The organism is Candidatus Zymogenaceae bacterium (assembly GCA_016931225.1).
GTDB lineage: Bacteria > Desulfobacterota > Zymogenia > Zymogenales > Zymogenaceae > JAFGFE01.
The window spans coordinates 98,162-123,313 of sequence record JAFGFE010000026.1; the positions used below are offsets into that span (position 1 = coordinate 98,162).

A 25,152-nucleotide genomic window follows, 5' to 3' on the forward strand; every position below is an offset into this window, starting at 1 on the left:
CCCCAACCGTTATACCCGTTCTTCTCCCATAAGACATCTTCTTTTGGGCGATGCGGGGACTGTGCCCTCTATATCACATGACGAGAGGCGAAATCAAGAGGCAAAACCGAAGGGTGGTGCACAAAAAAGACGGGCGGTGCTTCTTGTCGCGCCGCCCGTCTTGTTTCTATTCTCTTCCTTTTTTGTGCCGTCAGACCTTCTCGAAGTACTCGATGTCGGTGATCATGGCGTCCCGCTTGTCATCCGGCGCCCACTTCGGTTTCACCCGATCACCCCGCTTCACCGTGTCCCCGGGGATACGGTGCAGAAGCTTCGTGTCCGCGCCGTCCAGCTTGATGAGCGCCATGGTATAGGGGATCTCCAGCATGGGACAGAACTTTTTGAAGTACTCCTCCTCGTAGTTGACCACCGTGAACTCCTCCACCACGCCTTCCGGGCCCACCTCCACCAGCTCCGTGATCTTCGTGAAATCCCGCTCGCACCGGGAGCGGGGCGGCACGAAGACCTTGTGGCACGTGTCGCACCGGGCGCCCAGGATTTTTTTCTCATCCCTCAGGGCGATGAGGGCCTCGGAGAGAAAGAGTCCCGCAAAATAGCGGTACGGGATACTCATCAGTCCCCGCTTTCCGAAACAGTCTTTCTGATCCAGCGGAAGTTTTTCTGCTGTATACATTATTCTCTCCTCTCTTTACTCTTTATCATCGGCCAGAACAAAACCCTCGAGGTCCGACGGGGTGGCCTTCCGATCCTCACTCCAGACCGGCACCACCTTCTTGCCGGGGGCCAGCTTCTCCGGATCGTGCTCCAGGCAGAAGTGGAAGAAGCCGCCGCCGCTGGGCTGGGCCACGATCAGCGTGGTGTACGGCACCGGGCGCATCTCCCCGGTCAGGGGGTTGACGGTCGGAAAGTGAACCACGTCGAAGGTGGCGATGTATCCATAGTCGTCCAGCTTCACCCACTCGGTCGGCTCCTCGAAGCACTTCGGACAGACGATCTTCGGGGGAAACATGATGTTCTGACACTTCCCGCAGCGGTTGCCCCACAGCTCCTTGTCTTTCAGCTTATTAAGCATATGTCCCATGATGGGACCCGTGGCGAAAGTGCCGGGGATGCCCATCTCGTATCTGATCTCGACGATTTCTCGCCCCTGTTTATCTGTTTTGGTACCCATGGGTAACGCTCCTTTCCTATTTGTCCGGCCTGTTTTTGCCCAGAAGCAACAGCACCGTCCAGAAGGTGCCCCCGAATCCTGATGCCAGGGCGAGATCCACTTCCTTCGGTACCTGGTGATCCCCGGCGTTCCCCCGTATCTGCAGCGCCGCCTCGGCGACCCTGACGATGGCGGTGGCCCCGATGGAATTTGAGGAGACCACCCCCCCCGATGGATTGAGCGGGAACTTCCCGTCGATGGCGAAATCTCCGTTGAGCACCATATCGATCTGCTCACCGTTTTCTAACATCAAGAACTTCCCGATCCAGTCCAACGCCCACCAGCTCTGGGGGTCGTACATCTCGAAGACCCCTATCTGTTTGATGGGATTGATGATGCCGTTTCTCGCATACAGCACCCGGGCCGCCTCGCCGTGGGTATCCAGGTCTCCGATGTTGACCAGGTCAAACGTCTCCTGCCGGTGGACGGTGACATGATCGTGCACCCAGACCGGCTTCTGGGGGAGTTTTTTGGCCTGTTCTTCCGATGAAAAGAGCACGGCGCAGGCGCCGTTGGACTCGGGACACATGTGAAGGAGCCTGAGCGGCCACGCCAGCACCCTCGATTCCAGGACGTCCTGTCTGGTGATGTCGATCCTGAGATGGGCCTTGAAGTTCTTCCGGGCGTTCTGGGCCATGAGCACGCGAAGCTCGGCCGCCGCCTGGTTGGCGGGCTCGCCGAATTTGTTCATCATTATCACGCCCTGGGTGCCCGTGATGGCGCCGGTCTGTATCTCCCGCTCCCAGAGGGGGTCGGCCATGTTCGTGATGCCGGTGGTGGTCATTCCCTCTTCCTGTTTTTCCCATCCGATGGCCAGCACGTTTTCATACATGCCCGACGCCACCAGATGGTCCGCCGAGCAGGCAATGGTCGCCCCGGTGGTGCCGCCGGTGGTAATGCGATAGCCCGATTTTCCATAGGCGCCGTCCCCCAGGACGTGCCACAGGTCCGGCTGGTGTATCCCCTCGAAGAGCTCCATGTTTCCGTGTACGATACAATCGATATCCTTCAAATCTATCCGGGAATCCGCCAGGACCTCCTCGACGGCCTCGCTGACCAGTTCCATCATGTTAACATCTTCCCGGTGTCCCCGGTGCCTGGTCTGGCCGATCCCGGTGATTGCAACGTTTCTCATCCGTTTGGTCATCAGTTGCCTCCCTCATCGTTTTCCAGTACCAGGACGGCGTGAAATTGTCCCGCCGGCCCCACAGTGCCGTGGGCCAGGGCGCGCGTCGCCCCCTTTACCTGGTGTTTTTTGGCCTCTCCCCGAAGCTGCAGGAAACATTCCGTCGTTCTTACGATGCCCGAAAGCAACAGTGGGTTTCCACAAAGCTGTCCGCCAGAAGGATTGACCGGCAGCTTCCCCCCCATATCGGTCTGTTTGGATTCAAACAGCTCCATCCCCTTGCCCGGTTCGGCAAAACCCAGACCCTCGTACCACATCGGCTCCTGGTAGGTGGCCTGCACGCTGATTTCGGCCAGATCCAGCTGTTCCATCGGGTCTGTGATGCCCGCATGCCGATATGCGCCCCATGCCGCCTTGGGAAGGCTCATGGACTCCCAGAGGTTTCGGTCGCCCATAAAATAGGAGTCGTAGCAGTTGCCGTACCCGGTGATCCAGACCGGCTTGTCGGTGATCGCCCTCGCCTTCTTTTCTTCGGCCAGGATCATGCACACCGCCCCGTCGCTGACCGGATACAGGTCCAGCTCCTTGATGGGCGTGGTTATCACCTTCGATCCTAAAACGTCCTTCGCGGTGATCTTTTTCGTGCGCTGGGCGAACGGATTATTTTTTCCGTTTTTCGCCGCCCGGACAGATACCTCCGCCAACTGCTGTTCGGTGACCCCCCACTTGTGCATGTACGATTCCGCCTGAAGACCCAGGGCCTGTGTATAATCCATTCCAAGAAACCGGGTATAAAACGGCTCGAACGCGTGAAAGGTGACGATATTTCGTGAATCGACCTGGGATTCCTTCGCGTGAGCCAGCACGATGACGATGTCATAGTGCCCCGAGGCGATACCCGCGGCGGCGTACATGACGGCCATGGCGCCGTCCGTTGCCACCTTTTCCTCGCCGCCCCAGCGTCCCGTTCCAACCAGGTCCCCCATGGGGCCGTCGGAGATGGTGCGCTGATCGAAGAAATCGTCTGAGCTTGTGATGCCGAAATCGATTCCCCTGCCGGGGACAAAATCGAGGCCCGTCTCCTCCAGACATTCCTTCACCAGCGGGTAGCACATCTCCTGAAAGCGCTCGTCGCTCTTGTTTTCTTCGTATTTCGTCTGACGAGCACTGACGATGGCTACTTTGCGCAGCATACTGTATACCTCCATTGATGTATGGAAAACAAACCGGTGGTGTTGCCACATCTTTCGTGAACGATCTCAATATGTGTTTAATCCCGGGTGTCGATGCGAGGTGAGTACCATCGGATATGACACCACCCTCATAGCATAGATTGACCAGTCAGTCAAGAAAAACCGGTCGTTACTCCTTTTTTTCTCGTCGTTCTCTCCCGGCGCGTCGGCGACGCGACACACCTCTATGGGACGGCCGAGAATCGGTCCCGCATACAGGATGTTGTGCTCATCTCCGCTTTCACGGGATACGGATTGTATCTGGATGACGGGTTTATTTTTTTATTGACAAGCGTGCGTCTGTCCGATACAAAAGAAAAGACTTCTTTTTCTTTGTCCTGAAAACGCCTAACCCCCTATTTTACTAATCACACAAAAAGGTTGTGTCGGCGTTGACTGTCGGCACAAAAGCGTTTGTCATGAAACACTGTTATCGGTGCGGTGAGCTGATCGTGTCCGACTACGTCTCCGTCCGGGACACCTGTCCCAATTGCGGTGCGGACCTGCACGTCTGTCTCAACTGCGTCTTCCACGACCCTATGAGCTACAACGAGTGTCGTGAACCCCAGAGCGAGCTGGTCTCTGATCGGGAACGAAACAATTTCTGCGACTACTACCGCTTCAAGACGGAACGTCGTGAAAACACCCCCCCAAACAAAACGGAACTCGCCAAGGCGAAGCTGGAAGCCCTGTTCAAAAACGGCGGTTGAGGTACCGGGGTCGTTTCCCCCCGTATCCCGAACATTCATCTCTCTTTCCGTCGGGTCCCGGATTACCACATCTCGACATGCCGACGCGTCTTCTTTCGCCCCCGTTCGTCACGCCTATATTCGGAATGTCTCTTTGCCGGATTGTGAATCACTTTACATTTTCTCTTGACAACCCCGATTTCATTATGCTATGAATACCAGTTTGAATGAGTATTCATTCAGAAGCGAGGGGCCTGGGGTGACGGCGGCCGATACGGAGAGGGTCGAAAACATCGCCCGTTCCGTTTGGCCGACACGTTTCCGGAGCGGGTGGTCGTCAGAGGCCGTCGTACCAAGAGAGTATGTCGAGATTAAAAGCCCCGGTGCTTTTTTCTCCATCGGAAACGCTCCCGAGGGTGTATTGCGAAGATGAGCGAGGAAAGAAAAAAGCTGCTCATGCGGCTGCTGCATCTGAGCAGTATCGGTATCTCGATGGCTCTCGCCATTGTGTTCGGACTGGTCATCGGCGTGTACCTTGACCGATGGCTGGGAACGAAGCCCTGGATGACCCTCGTGTTTTTGCTTTTCGGCATCGTCGCCGCCTTCAGAAACATGTTTCACATCGCTCGGAAGTACGGCTACCCCGAAGAAGAGACGGACGATCAGGCGAATAATGTCAGAGACGATTCAAACCCCGGTACCTGAACGGAAAGAGTACACCGTGTCCGATGAGGCTCTCGCCCGGCTTTCCTGGGTCGGCGGCATTCCGCTGCTTATCGTGATGATCATCCTCACCGCGATCTTCGGCGGCCGTGAGTTCCTGGTGGGTGTATGCGCCGGCGGGTTCGCGATTATTCTCATTCACGCAGGCGTGTATCGTTCCCTCAAGAACATCCTTTCCGGCGCGGCGGACGGCCAACAAAAAGACGCTTTTGCCGTCGTTCTTGGATTCCTGCTGCGACTGCTCGTCTCCGGAGCGATTCTTGCGGGCCTCCTCCTGTATGGATGGGCTCATCCATTCGGCATTGCGCTGGGGGCGTCGGTGGTCTTGATTAACAATCTCTTTCTCGCGGCTATACTCGCGACACGAAAAAAACATACAGAACTTGGGAGCTCGTAGCAATGGAACATCCGTATCTCTTTATGGATCTGATAAAGATCCCCGGTTTCGAACACTCCCCGCATGTCACCTACACCTGGATGATCATGATATTTATCGGGCTTTTGGCCTATCTTTCCATGCGAAAGGTCTCGGTCGTCCCCAACCCGATTCAGAACGTCATCGAAATGGTGCTCATGGCCCTCAATAATCTGATCAACGATACAATGGGGGAGCGGGGCCGGGCGTTCATGCCCCTGTTGGTGGCGGAAGCCCTCTTCATCTTCACGGCGAACATAATCGGCGTCATCCCCGGTTTTCACTCTCCCACTGCGGATCTGAACACCACCGCCGCCATGGCCCTGGTGGTATTCGTCATCACCCATGTTGTCGGGGTATGGAACCACGGTTTCAAATATATCAAGCAGTTTCTGGGACCGGTTTTGTGGCTCGTTCCCCTGATGTTTCCCATCGAGGTCATCAGTCACCTTTCCAGGCCCCTGTCACTGTCCGTCCGGTTGTTCGGTAATATTCGAGGCGAGGATTTGGTGCTGTTTGTCCTGTTGATTTTGATTCCCTATATTCTGCCGCTGCCGTTCTTGTTCCTTATGATCCTCACCAGCGCCCTGCAGACGTTTGTCTTCATCTTGTTGACGATGCTCTATATCAGCGGCGCCATGGAAGAGGCCCATTAACAATACACACTTTAAAACAGATGGAAACGATACTATTCGGTTGAAAGGAGTTCTCTCATGGTAAAAAAGACACTGATAGTGCTTTGTGTCTTCGCAGCACTCTGCCTTGTCGGCACGTGCCTGGTATTGGCCCAGGAACACGGCGACGAAGAGGCTAGTGATACGGTGACACTGCTTGACAAAGGATACGTGGCATTCTTCGCAGCCACGGTGGTCGCAGCCGGGCTCTCAATCGGTCTCGGGGCGAACGGTACCGGTATCGGTATGGGAAGCGCCGTGAGGGGCGCCGTGGACGGCGTTGCGAGAAATCCGGATACCTACGGTCGTATTCTGACCACCATGATGATCGGTCTCGCGATGATCGAATCAAACGCGATTTACGCCCTGATCATCGCGTTGATTCTCCTGTTCGCCAACCCGTTTACCGCCTTGTTCGGCGTGTAGAATCACGGCATATACCACACGTATTTTTTACGGCGGCGAGGTACGATCACCTCGCCGCCGCTTTTTTACATGCGTATTCCCTCCCATCCCCTCCCCGTCGGTCCGTCTTTACCCCTTCCTTCCCAGACGCACGACCGTGTGCGACATGTTTTTTGTCGGTCGCAATGAGAATCCGTGTTCGCCGGGATCTTTCAGTCTTCCGTGTAGGGGAGCGTCCGATACCGTCTTGAGGGAACGAACGGCCCGCAATTCATTTTATGGTGCTTTTGTTCTACGATGGCTGGGTGATGTGTGGGGTGTGAGGTGTCATCGGTCCTGCGGCTCGATGCTTTTTTAAGATGAGGATGATCGCACAGCGTGTGCCCCGTGCGCGTGCTTGGGGGGGTGGGGGTTTTTTTACTGGTTTTCCGGTGTTGCTTTTTTCTTTTTTCTTTTCCCCTTCATTTTTATTTTCGCATTCATCTTCGCCCCGGTTTCCACCGTCAAACCCTTTTTTGTGTAAATATCTCCGGAAAATCGCGCGGTGGCGGTCATCGTGACCCTGGGGGCTTCAATGCTCCCCCGCATTTTCCCCGCCATGGTGACGTTCTTGCCTTCCACTTCCCCGTCCACCTCGGACTGCGGGCCGAAGTACAATTGCCCGGCACCGTCGGTAGCGGTTATTGTTCCCTTAAGAGAGCTCCCCATGATCACGGTCTTTCCCGCAAATGTCATGGTGCCCGAAAGGTCGTTTCCGGGGCCTATGTACGAGGTCAGTTCCGGCGCCTCATTTTCCTGTCTAGGCGCCTCGTGATCTCGGTTCTTTTTTTGCTCCATCATCCATTTCCCCGTTTTTCACGGGCCTCGGATTCGGTCTTGCAATGTATACACAGCGTTGTGACCGGTCGGGCCTTGAGCCTCTCTTCAGAGATCTCCTCGCCGCATTCATCACAGATACCGAAAGTGCCGTCTTCGATTCGATCAAGAGCGCTCTTTATTTTCATGATGAGCTTGCGTTCTCTGTCTCTGATACGAAGCACGAAGTTCCTGTCCGATTCATGAGACGCACGATCCGTGGGATCCGCAAAATCTTTTCTGGAATCGGTCATATTCGAGACGGTATTGTCCGCCTCATTCAAAAGCTGCTCCAGCCAATCCTCCAACAGCTTCCTGAATTCCTGGAGCTTTTTCTTTTCCATCGTATCTCCTCCCAACATCCCGATGAGCTCCATTCTTCACCGGTTATCCTGCGAACCGTACGGCGATCACCGCCGCGAACACGAGGGCCGCCATCCATACATTAATCAGATCCGATTTTCTGCGATGTCGTTCCCGTGGCATCTTTTTCAACGCATCGCTGGCGGCGTCCTCCCCCGCCAGGCCGATAACGGCTTCGGTTAATTCTCCGAAGCGATCGTATGAATTTGAGACGAGGAGGGGTCTTTTCCCTTCCGTCTCCACAACGATAAACGTTCTGTCTTTGACGTCCGCACGCCCGGCCCGCGAAATCGAAGATGCATCCACAACGCGACGGGTGCACAGCGTTTTTTTAATCAGCCGCTGATCGTCTACGATGATTCGTCTGAATAGTATCTCCAAAAAAACGTAGTAAAACGGTATAAGAACGGCAACCAGGGCCGCCAAACGCGGTGTTGGATCGTTATATGCAGCCGACTGGATGAGCATCACCACAGAAAGCAGGAAAGCGGTGATGGATGAGGCGATGAGTGATGTTTTAATACGATACGTGTTATTTTTTAGGGACGTCATGATCGCCCCTCCCGTTCTTTCGTCCGACGCCGATCTGTTTTTCACCTCAGGGCCCTTCTCTTCGCCGCTCCATGATCCCTCGCATCCCCCACCCTCGAATCGTCCTGCGGCTATCCCATCCCTCACCCTCATCCCTTCTTTTCCCGCCCCCCCTCTCTCTTCCGTCCCGTCTCCCCCCTCGATCCCTTCCCCCTTATGCGCCCCCGGCACCCCTTGCCGATGGAAAATATAATATTTTATAAGATATGCGATGATACGTCAATAGAATTTTTAAGAGGGGACTTTCCCCCTTTCGGGGACTTTCCCCCTTTTTCTCCGGAAACGACTCGGACAGAGGTGCGTTTTGTTCTCCCGAACATTCGTCACCCTCGACAGACGCCCATCGAGATGGGAACCTTCTTCCCTGATTCGCCTTGACAGATACGCGCCCATGCCGCATAATTTACCCTGATATGGACGAGACAACCAAAAAAGTCTTGGCCGTCGCCTCGGGGGACCTTCCCATCGAGCGCCGTCCCTTTGACGAATGGGCGGATGAAGCGGGCATTCAGACCGAACAACTCCTTGCGATCCTCTCACGGGAGAGAGACAACGGTACGATCCGCCGCTTCGGGGCGGTTCTGCGGCATACCGAGAGCGGGTATGTGAAAAACGCCATGGTGGCATGGAGCGTGGACGCCCGCCGTGCGGACGACGCCGCGGGCGTCATGACGGAAAGCGATGCGGTGAGTCACTGCTACCTGCGGGAGCCGACCCCGGACTGGCCCTATACCCTGTACACGATGATCCACGCGACGTCCGACCGGGAGCTTAAGACGGTCATCGAGGACCTCTCCCAAAGGTGCGGGCTCTCCGATTACACCGTGCTGGAGACGATCCGGGAGCTGAAAAAAAAGAGCCCCCGGTACCTCTCTCCGTGAGCGGTGTTCGAGGGGGGATGTCCTGGGATCGGGAAACGGCTTTCCGTGGGTCCCTCCCCATTCATGTCACTGGTTTTTTCAAAAAAGAAACGCCCTTTAACAACGGAGGTTCACACAAATCATGACCAGCGATGCCACCTCTTCGAAAACGCTTCTTTCCAGGGCCGAGAAGATCATTCCCGGCGGCGTCAACAGCCCCGTCCGGGCGTTTCGGTCCGTGGGAGGCACGCCGCCCTTCATCAGCCGGGGAAAGGGCTGCCGACTGTTCGACGTCGACGGTCATGAGTACATCGACTATGTTTTGTCCTGGGGTCCTCTGATCCTGGGGCACGCCCACGAGGCGGTAGTGGACACAGCAATTGAGGCGGCCCGGGGAGGCTCCAGTTTCGGCGCCCCCACCGAGGCCGAGGTGCGGTTCGCGGAACTGGTGGTGTCGTTTTTCCCCTCCATGGAGATGCTTCGGCTGGTCAGCTCGGGCACCGAGGCGGCCATGACCGCCATTCGCCTGGCCCGGGGATACACCGGCCGGGATATCATTATCAAGTTCGAGGGGTGCTACCACGGCCACGTGGATTCGCTTTTGGCCGCCGCCGGCTCCGGAGCCGCCACCCTCGGGATCCCCTCCACCCCCGGGGTCACCCCCGGCACCGCCCGGGATACCGTTACCGTGCCCTTCAACGATCTTGAGGCCCTTGAGGGGGTCTTCACTGAGTATGCCGAAAAGGTCGCCGCGGTGATCGTGGAGCCGGTGCCGGGAAACATGGGGGTCGTCCCGCCTGTGGAGGGGTATCTCCCCGGCATCCTGAAGCTCGCCCGGAAAAACGGCGCCCTTGTGATCTTCGACGAGGTAATGAGCGGATTCCGGGCGGACCTGGGCGGCGCCCAGACGCTCTTCGGTCTCGATCCCGATCTGACAATGCTCGGGAAGGTCGTCGGCGGCGGGTACAACCTCGCCGCGGTGGGGGGCCGCCGGGACATTATGGAATCCCTGGCGCCGGTGGGGGACGTCTACCAGGCGGGGACCCTCTCCGGAAATCCGGTGGCGGTGGCCGCAGGGCTTGCGACGCTCTTGATCCTCAAGGAGCCGGGTCTCTTTTCCGGCATCGTCGAAAAGACCGAGCGCCTCGTTCGGGGAATCCTCCTATCGGCGGAAAAAGCGGGCGTCCCGATGTGGGGGGCGCAGGTGGGGACCATGGCGTGTCTCTTCTTCACGGACTCGCCGGTACGGAACTTCGTCGACGCTAAGAACGCCGACGGAGAGCGGTTCAAGAAATATTTCCACGCCATGCTGAAGGGCGACGGAACCCTCGGGCACTATTTCGCGCCGTCCGCCTTCGAGGCGCTGTTCGTCTCCGCCGCCCACACCGGTGAGGACATAGAGACGACCATCCGGGCGGCGGCCGAGAGCCTTTCGGCCCTGTAGGCGCCCTCACGCCTCACAGGACGCTCGAATCACCCTTCAATCGTCCAGGGGGGCTTCCCTAACCACCACCGACGCCTCTGTATCAAAGGGATTCAGGCGGACCGCCAATGAAAAGAGGTAGGGATAGTTTTTCCTGAGGTGTCTCATATAGACCACCCACTCCTTGAGCAACAACAGATACGCCCGCTTGATGTCCAGCGTCAGGTGGGCAAGATCGCTTTTGGGGAGGATTGAGAAGTCCTCGCGGAAGTATAACTCCTCCTGGAGGTGCGACACCGCCCAGAGGAGATCGGTGAAGGTCTCGTGCTCCAGCAGGTTCGGGTTTTCCAAAAGTCTCAGCAGAAACTCCCGCTTTCCCAGCAGAAATTCCTTGAGGAGCGGCAGGTTGCACATGCCGATTTCAATGTCCGGGAAGTATGAATCCAGTATCGCCTTGATCCTCCCAACCTGTGAATCGGACCAGTCGTGCCCGGTGAGAATATCGTCCCGTATGGCGTCGATGCTCAAATCGATGGTCGAAACGGTCTGTATCAGGGAAATACCCATCTCACTGTAAAAGGCGCCGATGACCATGTTGAGCTTCGTCATCAGGGCACCCCGCTCCCGCATCTGGAGCATCCGGTGGATGATGAGCGTGACGACAAGGACCTCGATGGGCATGACGGCGATATCGCCCAGCATGTAGATGAAGATGTGGTGCGCGTCATGAAAAACGAAAAAGTGAAGGGTGTAGAGCGCGCACGACGTTAGAATCAATGAGGCGATTAATATGATCTGAAATCGATCCAGCCGCACACGCGCGGCCGGTGTGACGATCCTGTTTCGAATCATTCGTATACTCCCCTCTTTTCCCACGAGTCGTCGATATGCGGAGCGAACCGGGCGATGAACCGCCGGGGGTTCTCCCGTGTGATCATGCGAAGGAGGTCATCAGTAAGACCGAACGACGTGAGGTCGTCATGGATCTCCCCCAGGCCGCCGATCCCCGCCGGATGATCCGACCCGAAGAGCGTCCGGTGACCGAACCTCTCCATCAGCGAGCGAAATGTCTCCTCCGGTTTTTCGATGGCGCCGCCGCCCGTGTCGTCATTCGCCGTATGTCGGAAGATCCTGAGCGCCCCGAAGACGTTCGTGGCGTCGAGTAACACCTGTGGAAATCGCTCCATGATTGCTTCCGCGTCCCGAAACTTCGGAAAGAGTACGTGGGAGAGCACCAGCGGCAGTCCCGGAAACCGCTCCAGAATCGTCTCGATGCGATCGGCCGGAAGTGCTTTCCCGTAAAACTCGTCGAATCCGGTATGAATGAAGACCGGCTTTTGATACTCCTCCATCAACCCGTAGACCTCCATCATACGCTCATCGGCGGGATCGAAATCCTGTATGAACGGGTGAACCTTGAGGCCCGTGAACCGATACTCCTCGATGAGTCGTTTGACAACCCCCCGCTTGTCCGGCGTCTCCACGTGAAGAGATCCGAAGGGCGCGGACTCCGGCATCCTGACCGACAGATCACGGCAGAATTCGTTGAGGGAATCGGTCTCCTGTGGGGAAAGGGGATAGACATGGTTGAAAAATCCGCGAACGCCGTGTGCGGCGAGATCCGCCCTGATCCCCGCTTCATCGATATTCACAGGAACCGGGTGGTCCGGAAAGCTTCTTGTTATCCACCGCATCAGTCCCCGGAGCCTGGCCCGGGGGAGGATATGTACATGGGCGTCGATCATCCCCCGTCTGTCGCCTCCGAGCCCTTGCACGTGACGATTATCTCCTCCCCGTCGGAGACGTCGCCAAAGCGCATCGCGTCCCCCACAACTCGTCCGAATATGTTGACGGGGCTGGCCGCCCTGATCTCATCCCCCCTGCTGGCGGGGGTTTTACCGAAGAAGATACAAAATGCGTTTCCGTCCGGCCAGTATCCCAGCTCCCCGGCTCCCACAACGTCCCGGGCGCCGGCATCTCTCCCCATCTCCATCGGTATCTGAAAATAGATCTCCTCCCCCCACCTATTGACCTTTCCCGTGATCGGCAGGCACGAAACGACGGCGCGCGCCGTCTCGGTATCAAGAAGCTCAGCATCCATAGATACCGTCCCCGCCCTTATGGTAATCCGCACATCGCCGGTCATCACGACACCTCGAATGAATTCCTTACGTATGGTCTCAATAGTATGGTTTACCCCCGTCGGTTGTCAAGATCATTCCAAAAACCGCTTTCAGGGGAGAATCTCCTTGACAACATCTCGTTCTTTTGTTTTAATACTTTTGTTTTCGCACGTCTCTACGTGCTACTATTCTGCTCGCTCGGGCGGAAATCGCCATCCTCAATTCCACGGATTATGAGATGTAAAAAGAAAAAGCTCTTACACCACCGGTTTTCTTTTTTTCGAGAAAAGAACGTTGAGTTTTCCACACCTGTGAGCAAAACTGTGGAGAACTCAATTTTTTTTTGGTATAACCCTTTGTTTTTCCTGTAATTTTGGTTTTTCCACATTTTTTCGCCATGTAACCTGTTGTTTTTTCTTATAAAAATACTTACGGAGTCATCATTAATGGAAACGGTCTGGGAAGAAGTCATAAAAACCATTCAAAAGAAAGTACCGGAGAACACCTTCGACCTCTGGTTTAAATCTCTCAAGCTCAAAGAAATAAAAAACGGCAGTATTTACCTGGAGGTTCCCAATAAGTTTTTCCGGGACTGGATAGACGAACACTACCACGACATCATCATGGAGAGTCTCACGTTATCGGGAATGGACGGTCATTCGGTACGGCTGACAATCTCCCAGGACCTTGTGGAGGTCGACGCTTTCGAGGAGCCGGACCTCGTCGAGGAGCGTCGTCCCGTCGTCTCTTCCGACTCCACCAGCGGCGTGTGGCGCCAGCGCCTGAAGTCGGAATACCTTCTCGGTGAATTCGTGAAGGGCCCGTCAAACGAATTCGCCAAGGCGGCCTGCGAGAAGGTCGTTGAAAATCCGGCGAGGGATTACAACCCTCTTTTCATCTACGGCGGCGTGGGGCTCGGGAAAACCCATCTCCTCAACGCCATCGGCAACGGCATCCTGGATAACTACCCAAATATGAAGGTGTTCTACGTCACCTCCGAAGAATTCGTCAACGAGCTGGTTCGGTCCATCCGGTACGAAAAGATGCACGAGTTCCAGAAAAAGTACCGCGGAATGGACGTGCTCCTGGTGGACGACATCCAGTTCTTCGCCGGCAAGAAACAGACCCAGGAGGAATTTTTTCACACCTTCAACGCGCTGTACGAAAGTCAAAAGCAGATCGTTCTCACCAGCGACAAGATCACAAAAGAGATCGCGGGCCTCGAAGAACGGCTCAGATCACGATTCGAGTGGGGTTTGATCGCGGACATCGACTATCCGGACATCGAACACATGGTGGCGATCCTGAAAACAAAGGCGGAAAAACAGCACCACCTCGAGATATCCGACGACGTCGCGTTTTTCATCGCCTCCATCGTCAACGACAAGCCGAACATCCGTGAGCTGGAGGGCATGCTCACCCGGCTCATCGCGGAATCCTCCCTCGACGGCAGCGAGATCACCCTTGATTTCGCCCGAAGCGCCCTGAAGAACTTCATCAGGGACAAGGATCATCCGGAGAGCATCGAGAACATTCAGAAAATCGTTGCAAAATATTACAAGCTGAAGGTGTCGGACCTCAAGTCCCAGAAGCGTCTGAAGGCGGTGGCGGAGCCGAGACAGATCGCGATGTACCTCTGCAAAAAGATCAACAAGGCGTCATACCCGGAGATAGGAAAGAGATTCGGCGGCAAAGATCACTCCACCGTCATTCACGCGGTGAAGAAGGTGGAACGAAAGATAAACGAGGACAAGCAATTTCGCCACAACATTTTTTCCATAGAGAACCAGATCAAGCTTTTGGGGTAAAAAACTGTGAACAACTCCTGTTGAAAAGATGTGTATGATCGACCGGTATCCTTTTTTACCGGTTTTTCCACCTCTTTCCACTTTCTTTCCCCATGTTTTTTATTTGAAAAAGCGTAATTTTGTTATATACTTAATTAATTTATCAACAGTCCACAGGACATACTACCACTACTATTTTTATTAATAACATTGTATTATCTTATTAGGCCGTTCCCAAGGAGTTGATATATGGAATTCAAGATTGCTCGTGAGGAAATCCTCAGAGGACTGGGATTGACTCAAAGCATTGTTGAGAAAAAAAACACCATACAGATTTTGTCAAACGTTCTGTTAAAATCGGAACAGGACGTCCTTACCATAGAAGCCACTGATCTCGAAGTCGGGATACGGGATACCTACACATGCGAGGGAATCATCGAGGGAGGTATCACCGTTGATGCGAAAATGCTGTACGAGGTGGTACGCCAAATCCCGGACGGGATGACGATTCATTTCAAGAAACAGGAAAACAACTGGGTGGAGATAAACGCGGGCAGGTCGGTTTTCAACCTTGTGGGACTGTCTTCCGAGGATTTTCCAGAAGTGCCCCTGTTTCCAGGGGACTACCAATGGTTCATGGAGCCCCCGGTTATTGAAAGTATGGTCGATAAGACCATATTCGCCGTATCTCATGAAGACGTCAGGTACAATCTCTCCGGGGTGTACTGTGAGGCGGTGGAGGAGAGCGGGGGAAAGACGCTTCGTATGGTGGCGACGGACGGGCATCGGCTGTCTCTTGTGGAGACGGCTATCGACGGGGAACTGCCCGAGGTCCTGAAAAAGGGGATCATCCTGCCGCGAAAGGGATTGAGCGAGCTGAAAAAGATGCTTGATGAGGGGGAAGACGCGATCGGCATGAGGGTGGAGGAAAACAACCTGATGGTGCATCGGGACGGCACGACGTTGGTAATGCGGCTGATAGACGGGAGATTTCCCGATTATCGACAGGTCATTCCCCAGTCCAACGACAAGGTGATCACCTTTCCGAGGGAGGAATTCATCAGGACCTTACGGAGGGTCTCGATTCTCTCCTATGACCGCGTACGCATGGTGAAATTTCATATCTCCCCGAACATGGTGGAGATCAGCTCAGAGAGCCCGGAAATGGGAACCGCCCGAGAGGAGGTCCCGGTGGAATACTCCGGAAATGAGTTTGAAATAGGATTCAACGCGAACTACATTCTTGATATTCTCAACGCCGTTGATGATGACGTGGTGGTTTTTCGCCTCCTTGACGATTCCAGCCCCGGAGAAGTGCGACCCGCCGAAGAGAAGGGGTATTTCTTCATCATTATGCCGATGAAGATTTAGTGGATTGATTCTGTAAGATATGATATACTAGTACGGATGAACTGAGATTTACTACGTTCTGTGGAGGAGTGCGTTCAAAACGATGGGAAAAGAATACGATGCCGACAGAATAAAGGTTCTCGAGGGTTTTGAGGCGGTCAGGAAGCGCCCCGCCATGTATATCGGCTCCACGGGAGCGGCGGGGCTTCACCATTTGGTGTTCGAGGTTGTGGATAACTCCATAGACGAGGCCCTGGCGGGATTCTGTACGAAGGTAAAGGTCTTCATCCATATAGACAATTCCATCACCGTCATCGACAACGGCAGGGGAATCCCGGTCGATATGCACAAGACCGAAAACAAGCCGGCCGCGGAGGTGGTGATGACGACCCTTCATGCCGGGGGCAAGTTCGACAGCGATACGTATAAATACTCCGGCGGCCTGCACGGCGTGGGCGTGAGTGTAGTCAATGCCCTCTCCAAAGAGCTGGAGATGGAAATAAAGAGGGAGAACAAGGTCTACTACCAGAAATATGTATACGGAAAGCCCCAGGCGAAGCTCGAGGTGATCGGCACCACGAAGCGCCGGGGGACGAAGGTCAAATTCAAGCCGGACGACACCATTTTCGAGGAGACGAAGTACTCCTTCGACATCCTGGCGGAGCGCCTGCGCGAGCTCGCCTTTCTCAACAGGGGAATAGAGATCTCCCTCATCGATGAGCGGACGGACACGGAAGAAAAGTTCATGTACAAGGGGGGGATCGTCTCCTTTGTTGAGCACCTGAACCGGAACAAAAATCCGCTCCATCCAAAGCCGATATACATTGAGATTGAAAAGGAGAACATGCTCCTGGAGTGCGCCATACAGTACAACGATTCCTACAAGGAGAGCATGTTTTCCTTCGTCAATAACATCCACACCCGGGAGGGGGGAACCCACGTGGTGGGATTCCGCTCGGCCCTGACCCGGACGATAAACAACTACGCCCAGAACAACGGTCTCTTGAAGAACCTGAAAGAGAATCTCACCGGCGATGACGTTCGCGAGGGAATGACCGCCGTGCTCTCCATAAAGATATCAAATCCCCAGTTCGAGGGACAAACGAAGGGAAAACTCGGAAATTCCGAGGTGAAGGGTATCGTAGAGGCGCTGATAAACGAGAGGTTGTCGGCGTATCTGGATGAAAACCCGACGGTCTCGAAAAAGGTGGTCAAGAAGGCGGCGGAGGCGGCGTTGGCCCGGGAGGCGGCCAGAAAGGCCAAGGAACTGACGAGGAGAAAGGGGGCGCTCGACTCCACAACGCTTCCCGGCAAGCTCGCGGACTGCCAGGAGCGGGATCCCTCCCTGAGTGAGCTCTACATCGTCGAGGGGGACAGCGCCGGCGGTTCCGCCAAGAGCGGCAGGGATAGAAGAAACCAGGCGATACTCCCCCTTCGGGGGAAAATCCTCAACGTGGAGAAATCGAGATTCGACAAGATGCTCTCGTCCGAGGAGATAAAGACGCTGATCGCGGCCCTCGGGACCGGCATCGGCCCCGGGGACTTCGACGTCTCGAAGCTGAGGTATCACAAGATCATCATCATGACCGACGCCGACGTGGACGGCTCCCACATCAGGACGCTTCTTCTCACCTTCTTCTTCCGTCACATGACGGAGCTTGTGGAGAACGGCTACCTTTACATCGCCCAGCCCCCCCTCTTTCGGGTGAAGAAGGGGAAGGAAGAGATGTACATCAAGGACGAGGAGGGTTTGGAGGACTATCTTTTGGAGTTGGGCGTCTCCGGTGTCGGTCTTGTGCGCCCGGATGGAAAAACGGTGTCCGGAAAACGCCTGGTGGGGCTGACGAAAAAGATGATGCGCTTCGGGGATATCCTCGATCACATCCATAAGCGAAAGATGGACAAGGATCTGGTGTACGCCCTTGTTGCAGAGGGGGCGATCGGCCCGCAGATTCTGAAAAAAGAAAAACGCACCAATCTGAAAAAGACCCTGGGTGCGATAGAAAAGCGCCTCGCTCACGCGGCGCCGGACATGAGTGAGGTGATCTTCGATCTTGAGGAGGACACGGAGCACGAGGGGACTCAGGTCGTCTGCCGGACCAGGAGAAACGGCAGCCTGAGAAGCTTCGTGTTCGACGTGAACTTCCTGACGTCTCCGGAATTCGAGGAGCTGCGGGAGCTGTATCAAGACCTCCGGGAGCTTGGAGATGACGAGTTCACCTTTCGAAACGACAAGGAGACCATCGTCCGAAAAAGCTACGAGGAGATCGTTTCCTTCCTGCTTGATCGGGGCAAGAAGGGGAGAAACGTACAGCGATATAAAGGATTGGGAGAAATGAACCCGGACCAGCTCTGGGAGACGACGATGGACCCGGAGCGACGAACGCTCCTGCAGGTGAACATTCAGGATTTTGTGAAATCCGACGAGATATTCACCATTCTCATGGGAGACCAGGTGGAGCAGAGAAGAAATTTTATTGAAAAGCACGCGCTGGATGTCCGGAACCTTGATATCTGACGCGTATTCCGGTGGTGCGGGGACGTCTCATGTGTGGGATGAAAGACGTTTGTGGCACGGCCGAAAGATCCCTCCAAAAACACACTGACGAAGAACAATACCGTGACGCATGACCGCCCGGAACGTATTTCCCGCAAAGAACGATCGGGCGGTGAGATATATGCGGCATGGTTGATGGACAAGGCGAGAGAATGACAGAGAAGAGCCAGATAGCGGCGATAAACATCGAAGACGAGATGAAACGCTCGTACATCGATTATTCCATGAGCGTCATCATCGGCAGGGCCATCCCCGATATCCGCGATGGTCTGAAGCCGGTGCACCGCCGCATTCTGTACGCGATGTACGACCTCCGAAATTTTCACAACGAACCCTATAAAAAATCCGCCCGAATCGTGGGCGATGTGATCGGCAAGTACCACCCCCACGGAGACGCCGCCGTATATGACACCCTGGTCCGCATGGCCCAGGATTTCAGCATGCGCCATCCCACCGTGGACGGCCAGGGGAACTTCGGCTCCGTCGACGGCGATTCCGCCGCGGCCATGCGGTATACCGAGGCCAGGATGGCCAAGATCGCCGAGAGCCTTCTCGCCGACATCGAAAAGGATACCGTCGATTTTCAACCGAACTATGACGAAACACAATCGGAGCCGCTGGTCCTCCCCTCCCGTATTCCGAATCTCTTGTTGAACGGGTCCTCCGGCATCGCCGTGGGCATGGCCACGAATATCCCGCCCCACAACCTGGGGGAGTTGATCGACGGCATCCAGGCGGTCATCAAGGATCCGGACATCACGGTCGAAAAGCTGATCAAGCATATACCGGGCCCGGATTTTCCCACCCGCGGCTTCATTTACGGCATCGACGGCATCGTCCAGGCGTACAAGACCGGCCGGGGGCGTGTTCTCATCCGCGCCCGTGCGATGATAGAGGAGCAGCCCAAGACCGGGAAGAACGCCATCGTCGTCACGGAGATACCATACAACGTCAACAAGGCGAAGCTGATAGAGCGGATCGCAGACCTTGTCAAGACCAAGAAGCTCGAAGGCATCAGCGATCTGAGGGATGAATCCGACCGGGACGGGATGAGGATCGTCATCGAGCTGAAGAAGGATGTGATACCGACCATCGTTCTGAACCAGCTCTACAAGACGACGCCGATGGAGACGACGTTCGGCATCATCATGCTCTCCATTGTCGGCGGCAGACCGAGAATCCTCGCCCTCAAGGAGATGCTCTTATACTTCGTGGAGCACCGGAGGGAGGTGGTCACCCGCAGGACCAGGTACGACCTGGCCCGGGCCGAGGAACGGGCGCATATCCTCGAGGGACTCGTCACGGCGCTGAACAACATCGATGAGGTCATCGAGATCATCAAGACCTCCAAGAATCAACCGGACGCCAAGACGAGGCTGATGAAACGTTTCGGCTTCTCGGACATCCAGGCCCAGGCGATCCTCGACATGCGCCTGGGACGGCTGACCTCCCTGGAAGTGGAGAAGGTACAAAAGGAATACCGCGAGATACTGGCCCTCATCGAGGAGCTGAAGAGGATACTGGCGGACGAGAGCGTCCTGATGGATGTGATTACCAAGGAGCTTTCTGAGATCAAGCGGGAATTCGCCGACGAGCGCAGGACGGAGATCCTCTCTAAGACAAAGGAGCTGACCATCGAGGACCTGGTGGCCCAGGAGGATATGATCGTCACCGTCACCCACAACAACTACATCAAGCGGACGCCCCTTTCCCAGTATCGGACCCAGAAGAGGGGGGGGAAGGGCGTCTCCGGCATGGATATATACGAAGGCGATTTCGTGGAACGGCTGTTCGTCGCCCAGACCCACGATCAGGTCCTCATCATCACGGACGCCGGGAGGGCGTACGGGCTGAAGGTCCACGAAATCCCCCAGGCGGGACGGGTCAGCCGGGGGCGATCGGCCTCGAATCTCGTCCAGATGCTCCCGGACGAGAAAATCGCGTCTATGCTGGTCATCAGTGATATCGCCGCGGACGACGAGTCGGTGGTGATGGCCTCCCGAAGCGGGATGATAAAGAAAACCACCGCCTCGGAGTTCAGGAACGCGAAGCACTCGGGTGTGGTGGCGATGGGGCTCGCGGATGACGACGTGCTGGTGGCGGCCCGGACCGTGTTTCAGGAGAAGAAGGACACGGTGGACGTCATCCTCGCCACCTCCCAGGGATGCGCCATCAGGTTTCCCGAGTCGGATATCCGGACCATGGGCAGGTCCGCCCAGGGGGTTCGGGGAATCAACCTTTCGGGGGACGACCGGGTAATCAGTATCGCCCTGGTGAACAAAAAGAAATACATCCTCACCGTCACCGAAAACGGCTTCGGGAAGCGATCGAAGCTCACCGAATACGGCACGACCCGCCGCGGGGGCAAGGGAATCATCACCATGAAGACCGGCGCGAAGACCGGGCCCGTGGTGGGTGTGCGTACGATCAACGACGACGATGAAGTGATGATGATCTCCAACAAGGGGATGTTTTTGAGGATGGACTCAAAAGACATCTCCATCATGGGCAGAAACACCCAGGGCGTGAAATTGATGAACCTGAAGTCGGGCGAGAACCTGTCCGGAATCGCCGTGCTGGCGGAGCGGGAGAATGGTGATGACCAATAGCAGCAGGACGTATCTTTTCACTTTCTTTTTGGCAGTGATGCTGCTGGTAGTCTCCTGCACGCAGGATCCGATGGAGAGTCAATATCGCCGCGGTGAGGCGCTGTTTGAGAAGGGTGAATTTTCCAGCGCCGTGGAGGTGTACAGGAAAATCGCCACCTACACCCCGGATTCCTCCTGGGCCCCCGAGGCCCTCTACCAGAGCGGCCTGGTCAATTATCTCTATTTGAAGGAATATGAAGAGGCCGTGGACGATTTCGCCCACCTGATCTACTATTATCCGAAGAACAAGAACGCCTTCGACGCCCAGGCGAAGATCGTTGAGATATACGTGAACAAGCTGGACGACCCGATGCAGGCGATCGTCGAGCTCAGGAAGCTCATTGAGAAATACCCGAACCGTGACGGCATGGACCAGTACCAATACATGCTGGCCCAGTGCTTCTTCCAACTGCGGGATTTCGACCAGGTCCGTCTTGAGTACCTGATTTTGCTCGACAGCTATCCGAACTCGGAGCTGGTCCCGGAAGTGTACTACAATATCGCCAGCACCTACTTCATCGAGGGCGGCGGGAAGCTTGAAAAGGCGGTAGAGTATTACCAGCGGGTGATCGACGAGTTCCCGGAGAGTGAATACGTTCATGACAGCCGATTTTATATCGCCGCCGCCGCCGAGGAGGCGGGGGACCTCGAGGAGGCGAAACGGCTCTACGAGGAGCTGCTTCCGACATACCCGAGTCCCCGGGTGGTGGAGCTGAGAATAGAGGGCATCAATGAAATACAGGAAAAAATGGCCTCACCCGCCCCGGAAAAGGCGTACCGGGGATTCTCGGAGCTTCCCGAAAAACGGACCGACAAGGATGCAGACGAGGAAGACGGTGATGACGAATGGATCAGCTCAGATGAGATCATCGTCATCGAGCGGGATGACGCGGACGACGGTGGGGAGTCCGGGGACGACACGGAGGTGACGGGGGACGGGATCGACGATGCGCCCCCCGCGGATTCCGAGACGGGCGGCGAATCCGAAGGCGACACGGGCGAGAAGAAAGAGGGGTTCAAGCTCTTTTAGATGGTTTCCGCAGGACGCCGGGCGGACATCGTAATACGAACGGGCGGTGTGTACGCATATGATAGGATGACGATAAACGGCGTGACGCGCCGAACGAAATACAGACCGGGAGCCTTTTTAAAAAGGCTCCCGGTTTTTTTTAACGGGGTATGGGAAGAAGATCAGGGAAGCTTGAGCAGTACGATTCCCTCGGGGTAGAGATATACCAGGATGATGTAGGTGATATAGAAGAGGACGTACACCGCTCCTTCGATCCGGGAAATCCGCCGCCGCGTCGCCACCACGGCGAAGAGCAGGATTGTCAGAAAGAGCATCACCGGGGTGTCGAACACCAGGATGCGCTCGGAGAGGGAGAAGGGTTTGATCAGCGCCGTGATGCCCCCCACGATCAGGAAATTGAAGATATTGCTGCCCAGGATGTTCCCGATGCTGATATCCCCCTCGCCCTTGATCGCCGCGATGATGGAGGTGACCAGCTCCGGCAGAGACGTGCCCAGCGCCACCACCGTGACCGCCACCACCGCCTCGGACACGCCGAAGCCGATGGCAAGGCCGGTGGCGCCCCGGACAAGAAAATCCGAGCCGCCGGCCAGCATGAAGATGCCCGCCGTGGCGTAGAGGACCGCCCGAGTCGGGTTCAGGGCGTGTTTTTCCACCTCCTCCATCTCGATGAGGTCCAGAGCTTCTTCCCCCTGTGCGGTGACGAAGCAGTACACCATGAACACCACGAAGAGAATCACCAGGATAATGCCGTCGATCCGTGTGAAGGAGTAGTTTCGCTCCATAAACCAGAAAATGAAACTCAGGGCGACGACGAAGGGTATCTCCCAGAGGATGGTGTTTCTCTTGACGGCGATGGGCATGAACATGGCCGAACACCCCATGACGAGGCCCAGGTTGGCGATGTTACTTCCGACGATGTTGCCGCAGGCGATGTCGCCGAAGCCCCTGATGGCTGCGTTCATGGACGCCGCCAGCTCCGGGGCCGATGTGCCGAAGGCCACCAGCGTCATGCCGATAATCAGGCTGGGGATGCCCACCCGGCGCGCCAGGCTCACCGCGCCGTCCACGAGAAGCGACGCACCCCAGATCAGAAAGGCGAAGCCGATAACCGTCAGGATCGAGTTGAGTGCAATGTCCGGCAACATATCCGTGTGATACTCCTGTGTGTGTCATCGTGAGGGTAACAGGTTTGATTCTGACACAGATTTTCTTCTTTGTACACGAAATTCTGGAAAACGCCGGGGGTGTTTGGTATATTAACAAAGGTTCCAATAAGATTTAAGATATATTTTTATACGGGGCAGTCATGTCAACAGGTAAAGAACTGCTTCTTGTAATTCTATCCGCAATAGGTCTCTGGAGCGTCATCTCGTTGTTTACATGGTTTATCGGTGCGTATAAAGACATTGAGAAAAAAGAGGAAGGACGGAGATTCAGTTGGGGGGAGCGGTTTAAAGCCCTGATGACAGGTATAGGTGCTCTTTCCCTGATACATCTTGCCTCAAAAGATCCGGAGAGTTTTCAAGTGGTTATATCTCTGGCTTTTGTAATTTTTGTTATCTGGCTTATGTGGAATAGGAAGTAGTTATTTTTGATAGGCGGCGATGGGATAAAAAAACGGGGCGACACGGACGCCGCCCCCATCAAAAAGGAGGAGAGGTGTGGTAGGCTGATCTCTATTTTAGAAACAGGTATGTGACGGCCACGGAATCGGTGGTGGGGAGGCCCAGGATCAGGTAGGGCGATCCCGCGCCCTCCTCGCCAGTCAGGGTCACGGTGATCACGTCCCCGTCCCGGCGCACCTCGGAAACGGTCAGAGCCCCCAGGCCCCGGTCACCCCCCGCCACGAACACTGCGGCGGTTTTGCTGTCGAAATCAAGTCCGGACACATCCGCGACGTCGATGCCCGCATCCGTAAGAAACGTGTTGAGCTCTTTTTCGGACCCGAACAGCCCGTCGGCATCCTCACGAGTCGCCCCAACGGCGCCAGACGATATGACCGTGTATGGCATCGGCTCGCCGTAGGTAACGCCCCGTTCCATCATCTTGGACTTCATCCCGGCGATCAGGATGGAATCCAGATTGTTTTCCATGTCGCCGGAGTCGTAATATCCGCCGCCCATGCCGCCTTCCGTCTCCATCATTGTTGTTTCAGCCGGCGCTCCGGCGAAAAGCCCCCCGCCGCTCCCCGTGGGCGCCTCGGTTTTCGCGGCCAGGCCCTTTTTCTCCGCCTCTTCGGCGCCCATGCGCCACAGCTCCTCGGACGTGTCCTCGTCCATCACGTAGTAGTCGTCTCCGGCGATCATCACCGATTCCACCGTGCCGTCCTCGGCCATGTATTCACGCTTATAGGTCAGGTACTGAAAGGTTCCTTCTGTGCCCTTGGCGATGTCGGTGAAGATCGATACCCCGTCCGACGAGAGCCCGCTGCAGCCGATGGCGTTGATGATGATGTAGTCGTCCAGGGCCTGTTTCACCTCGTCCTGCCACCGCCAGTCCTGTTCGTAGTAGTGGGGTTCGGCGTCGCCGATGAGAAAGATCGTCTTTTCCGTGTCGATGTCCTTATCCCAGTTCATCTTTCTGACGGCTTCGTGCAACGCCTCGTTGACGCTCTCCGGCGTGTCGCCGCCGCCGTCGGCCCGAATGTCCCGGATAGCCCTGATGATGCCGTCGGTATCCCGGGTCAGCTCGAAGGTCTTGGTGATGTATTCATCCCCCCGGTCCCGGTAGAGCACCAGCCCGAACCGGACGTCCGGGGTGGGTTTGCCGCTTTCGATCTCGGTGATCATGTCGACGATGCTCTCCTTCACCACGGCGATCTCGTCGCCCATGGAGCCGGTGGTGTCGATGAGAAACACCACGTCCATCCTCGGCGCCTCGGCAAGGGCGAGAGGAGCGGTCAATGCCGTGCACAACATGGTCGAGAGAACCATCAGCAGAACTATGTGTGTTCGTCGTCTCATTATATCCTCCAGGTTTTATACGTTCTGACACACGGGCGACCCAGGGGGTTCCATTCACGCGCATCTTTTCCAGACGGGACGATCGATGTAAGGTGTTCGTCTCAACGAAGGACCAGTTCATTTTT

The 25,152-nt window shown here is 55.8% G+C and carries 26 protein-coding genes; 13 read left to right on the top strand and 13 right to left on the bottom strand.

The window, feature by feature from the left end; translation table 11 throughout:
• Nucleotides 1-190: 190 nt before the first annotated feature.
• From JW885_11045 to JW885_11060, 4 genes are read right to left on the bottom strand one after another with little or no spacing between them, the layout of a single operon-like run.
• On the bottom strand, nucleotides 191-673 hold the full coding sequence (locus JW885_11045) for an OB-fold domain-containing protein (protein MBN1882701.1): 483 nt from the start codon (nucleotides 671-673) through the stop codon (nucleotides 191-193).
• Nucleotides 674-688: 15 nt separating this feature from the next.
• Nucleotides 689-1,171, bottom strand: coding sequence for a hypothetical protein (locus JW885_11050; GenBank protein MBN1882702.1), 483 nt, complete (start codon nucleotides 1,169-1,171; stop codon nucleotides 689-691).
• Between the two features lie 16 nt (nucleotides 1,172-1,187).
• Nucleotides 1,188-2,357: a thiolase family protein gene (locus tag JW885_11055; protein MBN1882703.1), complete on the bottom strand. Its 1,170-nt coding sequence runs from the start codon at nucleotides 2,355-2,357 to the stop codon at nucleotides 1,188-1,190.
• Nucleotides 2,357-3,529, bottom strand: coding sequence for a thiolase family protein (locus tag JW885_11060; protein MBN1882704.1), 1,173 nt, complete (start codon nucleotides 3,527-3,529; stop codon nucleotides 2,357-2,359). Before JW885_11060 ends, JW885_11055 begins: the two co-directional genes overlap by 1 nt.
• A gap of 458 nt (nucleotides 3,530-3,987) precedes the next feature.
• Between JW885_11060 and JW885_11065 the strand changes: the two genes are divergently transcribed.
• Nucleotides 3,988-4,278, top strand: a complete 291-nt coding sequence (locus JW885_11065) for a hypothetical protein (GenBank protein MBN1882705.1) — start codon at nucleotides 3,988-3,990, stop codon at nucleotides 4,276-4,278.
• Nucleotides 4,279-4,461: 183 nt separating this feature from the next.
• On the opposite strand, the gene JW885_11070 is transcribed toward JW885_11065, so the two are convergent.
• On the bottom strand, nucleotides 4,462-4,656 hold the full coding sequence (locus JW885_11070; GenBank protein MBN1882706.1) for a hypothetical protein: 195 nt from the start codon (nucleotides 4,654-4,656) through the stop codon (nucleotides 4,462-4,464).
• A 30-nt stretch (nucleotides 4,657-4,686) separates the two neighbouring features.
• On the opposite strand from JW885_11070, the gene JW885_11075 reads away from it, so the two are divergent.
• The 4 genes from JW885_11075 to atpE are packed head-to-tail and all read left to right on the top strand — an operon-like array spanning nucleotide 4,687 to nucleotide 6,495.
• Nucleotides 4,687-4,962 (top strand): AtpZ/AtpI family protein, encoded by a 276-nt coding sequence (locus JW885_11075; protein MBN1882707.1) that lies wholly within the window; start codon nucleotides 4,687-4,689, stop codon nucleotides 4,960-4,962.
• A 16-nt stretch (nucleotides 4,963-4,978) separates the two neighbouring features.
• On the top strand, nucleotides 4,979-5,377 hold the full coding sequence (locus tag JW885_11080) for an ATP synthase subunit I (GenBank protein ID MBN1882708.1): 399 nt from the start codon (nucleotides 4,979-4,981) through the stop codon (nucleotides 5,375-5,377).
• Between the two features lie 2 nt (nucleotides 5,378-5,379).
• Nucleotides 5,380-6,051: a F0F1 ATP synthase subunit A gene (gene atpB, locus JW885_11085; GenBank protein MBN1882709.1), complete on the top strand. Its 672-nt coding sequence runs from the start codon at nucleotides 5,380-5,382 to the stop codon at nucleotides 6,049-6,051.
• A 57-nt stretch (nucleotides 6,052-6,108) separates the two neighbouring features.
• Nucleotides 6,109-6,495 carry an ATP synthase F0 subunit C gene (gene atpE / locus JW885_11090; GenBank protein ID MBN1882710.1) on the top strand — a complete coding sequence of 129 codons (387 nt, stop codon included), beginning with the start codon at nucleotides 6,109-6,111 and terminating at the stop codon, nucleotides 6,493-6,495.
• Between the two features lie 396 nt (nucleotides 6,496-6,891).
• Here the strand turns inward: atpE and JW885_11095 are convergent, their stop codons facing one another.
• Genes JW885_11095 through JW885_11105 form a run of 3 tightly spaced genes read right to left on the bottom strand, consistent with a single transcriptional unit; the run spans nucleotide 6,892 to nucleotide 8,376 of the window.
• Nucleotides 6,892-7,314 (bottom strand): polymer-forming cytoskeletal protein, encoded by a 423-nt coding sequence (locus tag JW885_11095; protein ID MBN1882711.1) that lies wholly within the window; start codon nucleotides 7,312-7,314, stop codon nucleotides 6,892-6,894.
• Complete coding sequence (gene dksA / locus JW885_11100) at nucleotides 7,311-7,673, bottom strand: RNA polymerase-binding protein DksA (protein MBN1882712.1); 363 nt, start codon at nucleotides 7,671-7,673, stop codon at nucleotides 7,311-7,313. Before dksA ends, JW885_11095 begins: the two co-directional genes overlap by 4 nt.
• Nucleotides 7,674-7,716: 43 nt before the next feature.
• Complete coding sequence (locus JW885_11105; protein ID MBN1882713.1) at nucleotides 7,717-8,376, bottom strand: hypothetical protein; 660 nt, start codon at nucleotides 8,374-8,376, stop codon at nucleotides 7,717-7,719.
• Nucleotides 8,377-8,696: 320 nt separating this feature from the next.
• Here JW885_11105 and JW885_11110 point away from each other — a divergent pair, with 320 nt between their 5' ends.
• Together JW885_11110 and hemL are read left to right on the top strand one after the other, a co-directional pair.
• A complete protein-coding gene (locus tag JW885_11110) occupies nucleotides 8,697-9,164 on the top strand; it encodes an Lrp/AsnC family transcriptional regulator (protein MBN1882714.1) in 468 nt (155 codons plus the stop codon).
• A gap of 121 nt (nucleotides 9,165-9,285) precedes the next feature.
• Nucleotides 9,286-10,587: a glutamate-1-semialdehyde 2,1-aminomutase gene (gene hemL / locus JW885_11115; protein ID MBN1882715.1), complete on the top strand. Its 1,302-nt coding sequence runs from the start codon at nucleotides 9,286-9,288 to the stop codon at nucleotides 10,585-10,587.
• A gap of 36 nt (nucleotides 10,588-10,623) precedes the next feature.
• On the opposite strand, the gene JW885_11120 is transcribed toward hemL, so the two are convergent.
• Genes JW885_11120 through JW885_11130 form a run of 3 tightly spaced genes read right to left on the bottom strand, consistent with a single transcriptional unit; the run spans nucleotide 10,624 to nucleotide 12,712 of the window.
• Nucleotides 10,624-11,382 carry a hypothetical protein gene (locus tag JW885_11120; protein ID MBN1882716.1) on the bottom strand — a complete coding sequence of 253 codons (759 nt, stop codon included), beginning with the start codon at nucleotides 11,380-11,382 and terminating at the stop codon, nucleotides 10,624-10,626.
• A 32-nt stretch (nucleotides 11,383-11,414) separates the two neighbouring features.
• Nucleotides 11,415-12,341 (bottom strand): amidohydrolase, encoded by a 927-nt coding sequence (locus JW885_11125; protein ID MBN1882717.1) that lies wholly within the window; start codon nucleotides 12,339-12,341, stop codon nucleotides 11,415-11,417.
• Complete coding sequence (locus tag JW885_11130; GenBank protein MBN1882718.1) at nucleotides 12,308-12,712, bottom strand: hypothetical protein; 405 nt, start codon at nucleotides 12,710-12,712, stop codon at nucleotides 12,308-12,310. The genes JW885_11125 and JW885_11130 overlap by 34 nt, the downstream gene beginning before the upstream one ends.
• 423 nt (nucleotides 12,713-13,135) lie before the next feature.
• On the opposite strand from JW885_11130, the gene dnaA reads away from it, so the two are divergent.
• The 5 genes from dnaA (at nucleotide 13,136) to JW885_11155 (ending at nucleotide 22,061) form a co-directional block, all read left to right on the top strand.
• Entirely contained in the window at nucleotides 13,136-14,497 is a 1,362-nt protein-coding gene (dnaA, locus tag JW885_11135; GenBank protein MBN1882719.1) for a chromosomal replication initiator protein DnaA, read from the top strand.
• Nucleotides 14,498-14,725: 228 nt separating this feature from the next.
• On the top strand, nucleotides 14,726-15,847 hold the full coding sequence (gene dnaN / locus JW885_11140; GenBank protein MBN1882720.1) for a DNA polymerase III subunit beta: 1,122 nt from the start codon (nucleotides 14,726-14,728) through the stop codon (nucleotides 15,845-15,847).
• Nucleotides 15,848-15,929: 82 nt separating this feature from the next.
• Nucleotides 15,930-18,344, top strand: a complete 2,415-nt coding sequence (gene gyrB, locus JW885_11145; protein MBN1882721.1) for a DNA topoisomerase (ATP-hydrolyzing) subunit B — start codon at nucleotides 15,930-15,932, stop codon at nucleotides 18,342-18,344.
• A gap of 191 nt (nucleotides 18,345-18,535) precedes the next feature.
• Nucleotides 18,536-20,992: a DNA gyrase subunit A gene (gene gyrA, locus JW885_11150; GenBank protein MBN1882722.1), complete on the top strand. Its 2,457-nt coding sequence runs from the start codon at nucleotides 18,536-18,538 to the stop codon at nucleotides 20,990-20,992.
• Complete coding sequence (locus JW885_11155) at nucleotides 20,982-22,061, top strand: tetratricopeptide repeat protein (GenBank protein ID MBN1882723.1); 1,080 nt, start codon at nucleotides 20,982-20,984, stop codon at nucleotides 22,059-22,061. The genes gyrA and JW885_11155 overlap by 11 nt, the downstream gene beginning before the upstream one ends.
• 161 nt (nucleotides 22,062-22,222) lie before the next feature.
• On the opposite strand, the gene JW885_11160 is transcribed toward JW885_11155, so the two are convergent.
• A complete protein-coding gene (locus JW885_11160; protein MBN1882724.1) occupies nucleotides 22,223-23,209 on the bottom strand; it encodes a calcium/sodium antiporter in 987 nt (328 codons plus the stop codon).
• A gap of 161 nt (nucleotides 23,210-23,370) precedes the next feature.
• Here JW885_11160 and JW885_11165 point away from each other — a divergent pair, with 161 nt between their 5' ends.
• Complete coding sequence (locus JW885_11165) at nucleotides 23,371-23,649, top strand: hypothetical protein (GenBank protein MBN1882725.1); 279 nt, start codon at nucleotides 23,371-23,373, stop codon at nucleotides 23,647-23,649.
• Between the two features lie 91 nt (nucleotides 23,650-23,740).
• Here JW885_11165 and JW885_11170 read toward each other — a convergent pair whose 3' ends face one another.
• Nucleotides 23,741-25,027 carry a VWA domain-containing protein gene (locus tag JW885_11170; GenBank protein ID MBN1882726.1) on the bottom strand — a complete coding sequence of 429 codons (1,287 nt, stop codon included), beginning with the start codon at nucleotides 25,025-25,027 and terminating at the stop codon, nucleotides 23,741-23,743.
• Nucleotides 25,028-25,152 lie beyond the last annotated feature (125 nt).